Origin of the sequence: Alloalcanivorax sp., from assembly GCF_964221125.1 — a bacterium.
Taxonomy (GTDB): Bacteria; Pseudomonadota; Gammaproteobacteria; order Pseudomonadales; family Alcanivoracaceae; genus Alloalcanivorax; species Alloalcanivorax venustensis.
In genome coordinates this window covers 1-5,465 of sequence record NZ_CAXPXK010000073.1, presented here as the reverse complement: position 1 = coordinate 5,465, position 5,465 = coordinate 1, and the positions used below count along the sequence as shown (strand labels likewise).

Genomic DNA, 5,465 nt, shown 5'->3' with positions numbered 1-5,465 from the left:
CCAGATCGCCCCAGCCCTGGATGTCCTTGGGGTTGCCCTTGCGCACCAGGAAGGCGGTGGTGGAGTAGTACGGGCTGGCGTTGTTGGGCAGCCGCTGGTTCCAGTCCTCGGGAATCAGGTTGCCCTTCTCGTGCAGCACGTTGACATCGGTGACCTGGTTGAACGTCACCACGTCCGCTTCCAACCCCTGGAGGATGGCACGGGCCTGCTTGGACGAGCCGGAGTGGGACTGCTGAATGGTAATGTCCTTACCGGTCTGCGCTTTCCAGTAGGCCTGGAATTTCGGGTTATAGGTCTGAAACAGCTCACGGGCGACGTCGTAGGAGCTGTTCAGAATGGTTTGCTGGGCTGCGGCCACGGAAGTGGCGGCCAGCAGAATCAGAGAGAGCCAAACACGCATGTCCGTTATTCCTTAAACGTCGAAGCCAATGAGGCGACCTAGTTTATATAACCGAATGTTTAATGAAACAGGCCGCCTAGACTGATTTTGAATTTCAATATGAATATCAGGCCGTGACGGGCAAGCCGCCGCGCAGGGAGTTGGGCAGCGCCTCGACGATCTCCACGTCGACGAAATCACCGATCAGGTCGATGTCGTCGCAGGCGAAGTTGACCACCCGGTTGTTCTCGGTGCGGCCCTTGAGCTGGCCCGGATCCTTCTTGGAGAAGCCGTCCACCAGGATGCGCTGGGTGCTGCCCACCATCTTGCGGGAGATGTCCTGGGCGTTCTGGCTGAGGCGCTGCTGCAGGATGCGCAGGCGCTCCTTCTTCACCGCCAGCGGCACGTCGTCGGGCAGCTCCGCCGCCGGGGTGCCCGGGCGGGCGCTGTAGATAAAGCTGAACGAGGTGTCGAAGCCGATATCGCCGATCAGGTTCATGGTGGCCTCGAAGTCGGCGTCGGTTTCGCCGGGGAAGCCGATGATAAAGTCGGAGCTGTAGGAAATATCCGGGCGGATGCGGCGTAACTTGCGCAGCTTGGACTTGTACTCCAGCACCGTGTGGTTGCGCTTCATCATCGCCAGGATGCGGTCGGAGCCGGACTGCACCGGCAGGTGCAGATGGCTGACCAGCTCCGGCACTTCCTCGTACACCTGGATCAGGGCGTCGGAGAACTCCACCGGGTGGCTGGTGGTGTAGCGGATGCGGTCGATGCCGTCGATATCGCGGATCAGCAGAATCAGGTCGGCCAGATCCAGCGTCTCGCCGCCGGCGCCCTGGCCCCGGTAGGCGTTCACGTTCTGGCCCAGCAGGTTGATTTCGCGCACGCCCATGTCCGCCAGGTGGCGGATCTCATCCAGCACCGGCTGCACCGGGCGGCTCACTTCCTCGCCCCGGGTGTAGGGCACCACGCAGAAGGTGCAGTACTTGGAGCAGCCTTCCATGATCGACACGAAGGCGCTGGGGCCGTCCACGCTGGGCTCGGGCAGGTTGTCGAACTTTTCGATTTCCGGGAAGGTCACATCGATGGCCAGCGAGCGGGTGCTGGCCGCCTGGGTGATCAGGCCCGGCAGGCGGTGCAGGGTCTGGGGGCCGAACACCACGTCCACATAGGGGGCGCGCTCGCGGATCGCCTCGCCTTCCTGGCTGGCCACGCAGCCGCCGACGCCGATGATCAGCTCCGGGTTGCGCTCCTTGAGGCGCTTCCAGCGGCCCAGCTGGTGGAACACCTTCTCCTGCGCTTTTTCGCGGATCGAGCAGGTGTTGAGCAGCAGCACATCCGCGTCTTCCGGATTGTCCGTGGGTTCCAGATTGTGGGTGGACTCCAGCAGATCGACCATGCGGGTGGAGTCGTACTCGTTCATCTGGCAGCCGTGGGTCTGGATAAAGAGCTTGCGTGCCATGGATCGTGACCTCTGGGGCGGCGTTGCGCGCGGCCGGCCCTATCTGTTGGAAATGTGGCGGGCGCGAATTATACCGCCGCAAGGCGCCTCTGGACACCGGCGCGGGCCGGCGCGGCGAATCGCCGCATCGGGCGGGCTGGGAGCGGCGGCCCCGAAACGCTATGATCGGCGCCGTTCGCGCCCCGGCGCGGTTTTCAAGGCGCGCGCGGCGCGCGGGAGAGAGGATGAAAACGAGGATTCGAATCGGGCTGGCGCTGCTGCTGGCGGCCCCGACCCTGGCCGGCTGCGGGGACGACCCGGGCAGCGATCTGCCGGTGAACACCCGCCTTGGCGGTGATTTCACACTCACCGATCACAATGGCGAGCCGTTCCGGCTGTCGTCCCTGGAAGGCCGGGTGGTGATTCTGTTCTTCGGCTACACCCACTGCCCGGACATCTGCCCGGCGGTGCTGGCGCGGGTGGCCCAGGCCTACCGCAATCTGGACGAGCAGGGCGACGCCGGGCCGGTGCAGCCGGTGTTCATCACCTTCGACCCGGAGCGGGACACCCCGGCCCATCTGCGCGAATACCTGCCTTGGTTCAAGGCCGACATCATCGGCCTCACCGGCAGCGTGGCCGAGATCGAGGCGGTGGCGGAGCAGTACGGGGTGGTATTCCTGAAGACGGACGGCCAGGATGAGGCCTACGACTTCACCCACAGTGATTATATTTACCTGCTGGATCGGCAGGGCCGGGTGCGCAAGCTCTACCCGGCGGATTTCGACATCGACGAGGTGGTCAATGATGTTCAAAGCCTTCTTTAAGCCCGTGGCCCTGGCGGCCCTGCTGGCGCTGTCGGCGACGCCGGCCGCCGCCGGCGATCTGGAAATCAGCGGCGCCTGGTTGCGCGCGGTGCCGCCGGTGTCGCCGACCATGGCCGGCTATTTCGAGCTCCGCAATCGCGGCGACCGGGTGGTGAAGCTGGAAGGCGCGGACGTGGACTTCGCCGGCGGCGCCATGCTGCACGACAGCCGCACCGGCGAGGACGGCCAGCGGCGTATGGTGCACCTGGACCGCGTCCGCCTGGATCCCGGCGACCGGGTGCGCTTCGCCCCCGGCGGCAAGCATCTGATGCTGATGAAGCTGAGCCAGGTGCCCGAGGCCGGCGAAAGCGTGGAGGTGTGCCTCACCTTCGCCAACCATGACGACCTCTGCACCGATTTCCCGGTGCGTCATAACGCCCCCTGAACGGGTGACCTCCGGTCGCGGCGCCGCGCTCTGGCTGCTGCTCGGCGCTCTCGCCGCCGGGCCGGCGGGCGCCGACTGCCGGGATCTGGCCGCGCCCCGGGCGGTGCCCACCGCCGCCGACGGGCAATGGAGCCTGGCCACCTTCAACCTCTGGCGCCTGCGCGACACCGAAAAGAACAGCCCCATCGACCGCCCCCTGGACGACGCCGTCTATCAGGCGCGCCTGGACGCCCTGGCCGGCTATATCGTCGACACCCTCAAGGCGCCGGTGCTGCTGGCGGTGCAGGAGGTGGAGAACATCGCCATCCTCGAGCAGCTCGCCGAGCGGGTCACCGCGCAAGGCGGGCCGCGTTACCGGGCGCGGCTGCTGGAAGGCCACGACCCGGCCGGCATGGATGTGGCACTGCTGCACCGGGCCCCGGCGCAAGTCGGCGGCGTCCGCGCCCTGTTCGCCGACCAGCGCTTCCGGGGCCAGCCGCTGTTCAGCCGCCCGCCGCTGGCGGTCTCCCTGACCGCGCCCCGCGAGCTGACCCTGGTGATCGTGCATCTGCGCAGCGCCAACGGCCTCGGCGAGAAACCCTGGGTGGCGGAGAAGCGGCGCCGCCAGGCGGCACGGCTGGCCGAGTGGTCCCGGGCCCGAAGCGACACCGCCCTGGCGGTGGTCGGCGACTTCAACAGCGCGCCGGACAGCGGCGCCTTCAGCGAGCCGCTGACGGTGATGGCGGCGAGCGGGCTCTATAACAGCTGGGACCGTGTGAAAAGCGCGGAGCGCTACAGTTACCGCCACCGTTGCCGGCCGCAGACGCTGGATTACGTCTGGTTGTCGGAGGCGCTCAAGGCGGAGTTACAGGGTGTGGCGGTGAGCCGGGGCAATGCCGGGCGCTACGATCGCCTTTACGGCAGTGACGGTAGCGAGGTGGTGTCCGACCATGATGGTCTGGTGACGTACTTTGAGTAGGCGGGGACTCGCGTAAAAAACACCGTGGGGCCTGCTTGCGTTTCCAGCGAGGACCAGGGAGGGCCCCACGGTGTGAAAATAAGGGGCGGGGGGAGAATCCCGCCCCGTGTTCTTGACGCTCTTAGAACGACAGGGCGTAGGTCACGACGAACAGGGTGTCGTCGTTGTCGTCCATGTTGCCGGCTTCGGAATCAACGATCTTGGAGACCGTGAACCCGAGTTCATCGGTAAGCGCGTAGCTCAGATCAACGTGGGTGTAGTTGCTGTCATCGGCTTCGAAGTCCCAGGTACCGACGGTGACGCCGTATTTGTCGTAGCTGTAACCCAGGGTGTAGTAGTTGTCTTCGTTGTCCACGGAATCGTCGCCGCGGCCGTAGTCACCCACACCGAAGTAACCCGCGGCGCTGAAGCCGGCGAAGCCCAGGTTGAGGATCACTTCCTGGAAATCGCGATATTCGTCCTGGGTGTAGGTGCTGGAGTTCGGATAGTTGTAGTCCACGTAGGCGATGTCGTAGCTGAAATCACCCAGGGAACCGGCGTAGCCGGCGTACAGGTCGTACTCGCTGCCGCCGATTTCAGAGCTGCCCCAGACACCGGCGTAAAGCCCCGTGCTGTGAGCATAGTCCAGGCTACCGAACACCTGGGCGTTACCCTCGGTCAGATCCACACCACGCCAGAAGTACATGTTGGAGACACCGGCGGTGCCGCTGATTTCGGCCACTGCGATGGAAGGAGCGGCCAGGCCTGCTGCCATGGTGGCGGCCACGCTGGCGGCCAGAACGGTCTTTTTGATCCCAGATACGTGTTTCATGTGCAACCCTCTTTGCAAATAACAAATGTTCTGTGGTTTGTGCGCTCCTGGCGCACCGGCCTGGGAGGCTCGTATCGGTATAAAGCAGGGAGCGTGCCAAAAATAAAAACCCCTGATTTTTCAGGGGTTTAGGGGGAGAGGCGAAAAGAGGGTCGGGGTAAAGCCGGTAAAGGGCCCGGCGGCTGTGCGCTGTTTTAGTGCCTTGCACCAAAACGGCGCTTTTATCAGGGGCAGTCCCAGTCCACCGGCACCGCGTCGGCCTGCACGCCTTCCTCGCCGCGTACTTCCAGGCCGCACTGGCCGGCGTCGTTGCGGGTGAAGTGGGCCAGGTAGCGGGCCCCCGCTTGGGCGTTGAACTGCACGGCCACCCGGCAGTGGTTGCGGCGCATGTCGGTGTCGCGTTCGTTGTAGACCACGCCGATGCGGGCCTGGCCGTCGGCGGCCACCGTCACCGGCACCTGCTCGGCTTTTTTCATGGCGCTGAACAGTTCATCGAAGGCGTTGGTGTCCCAGGGCTTCACCGCCAGGGATATCTTGGTGTCCTTGAAGCCGCGGCCGGGCACGCACACCACTGGCTGGGCGGCCTCGTTGCCGGTGAACACCACGGCGGCGGTGTCCTCGCCGGTGG

7 protein-coding genes are annotated in these 5,465 nt (G+C 65.2%); 3 read left to right on the top strand and 4 right to left on the bottom strand.

The window, feature by feature from the left end:
- Both ACEQZD_RS09120 and miaB read right to left on the bottom strand, forming a co-directional pair.
- On the bottom strand, nucleotides 1-400 hold a 400-nt coding region (locus ACEQZD_RS09120), incomplete at its 3' end, for a sulfate ABC transporter substrate-binding protein (protein ID WP_370185074.1).
- Nucleotides 401-506: 106 nt separating this feature from the next.
- Complete coding sequence (gene miaB / locus ACEQZD_RS09115; protein WP_142949548.1) at nucleotides 507-1,841, bottom strand: tRNA (N6-isopentenyl adenosine(37)-C2)-methylthiotransferase MiaB; 1,335 nt, start codon at nucleotides 1,839-1,841, stop codon at nucleotides 507-509.
- A gap of 224 nt (nucleotides 1,842-2,065) precedes the next feature.
- Here miaB and ACEQZD_RS09110 point away from each other — a divergent pair, with 224 nt between their 5' ends.
- Genes ACEQZD_RS09110 through ACEQZD_RS09100 form a run of 3 tightly spaced genes read left to right on the top strand, consistent with a single transcriptional unit; the run spans nucleotide 2,066 to nucleotide 4,026 of the window.
- Entirely contained in the window at nucleotides 2,066-2,644 is a 579-nt protein-coding gene (locus ACEQZD_RS09110; protein WP_370185072.1) for an SCO family protein, read from the top strand.
- A complete protein-coding gene (locus ACEQZD_RS09105) occupies nucleotides 2,622-3,068 on the top strand; it encodes a copper chaperone PCu(A)C (protein WP_142949546.1) in 447 nt (148 codons plus the stop codon). The genes ACEQZD_RS09110 and ACEQZD_RS09105 overlap by 23 nt, the downstream gene beginning before the upstream one ends.
- A gap of 4 nt (nucleotides 3,069-3,072) precedes the next feature.
- Nucleotides 3,073-4,026 carry an endonuclease/exonuclease/phosphatase family protein gene (locus ACEQZD_RS09100; protein ID WP_255442584.1) on the top strand — a complete coding sequence of 318 codons (954 nt, stop codon included), beginning with the start codon at nucleotides 3,073-3,075 and terminating at the stop codon, nucleotides 4,024-4,026.
- Between the two features lie 121 nt (nucleotides 4,027-4,147).
- On the opposite strand, the gene ACEQZD_RS09095 is transcribed toward ACEQZD_RS09100, so the two are convergent.
- Complete coding sequence (locus ACEQZD_RS09095) at nucleotides 4,148-4,837, bottom strand: TorF family putative porin (protein WP_142949544.1); 690 nt, start codon at nucleotides 4,835-4,837, stop codon at nucleotides 4,148-4,150.
- A gap of 224 nt (nucleotides 4,838-5,061) precedes the next feature.
- On the bottom strand, nucleotides 5,062-5,465 hold a 404-nt coding region (locus ACEQZD_RS09090; RefSeq protein WP_370185069.1), incomplete at its 5' end, for a hypothetical protein.

Coding starts and splice junctions, on each gene's coding strand:
- ACEQZD_RS09105 (WP_142949546.1), top strand. CDS start 2,622: ATGATGTTCAAAGCCTTCTTTAAGCCCGTGGCCCTGGCGGCCCTGCTG.
- miaB (WP_142949548.1), bottom strand. CDS start 1,841: ATGGCACGCAAGCTCTTTATCCAGACCCACGGCTGCCAGATGAACGAG.
- ACEQZD_RS09110 (WP_370185072.1), top strand. CDS start 2,066: ATGAAAACGAGGATTCGAATCGGGCTGGCGCTGCTGCTGGCGGCCCCG.
- ACEQZD_RS09095 (WP_142949544.1), bottom strand. CDS start 4,837: ATGAAACACGTATCTGGGATCAAAAAGACCGTTCTGGCCGCCAGCGTG.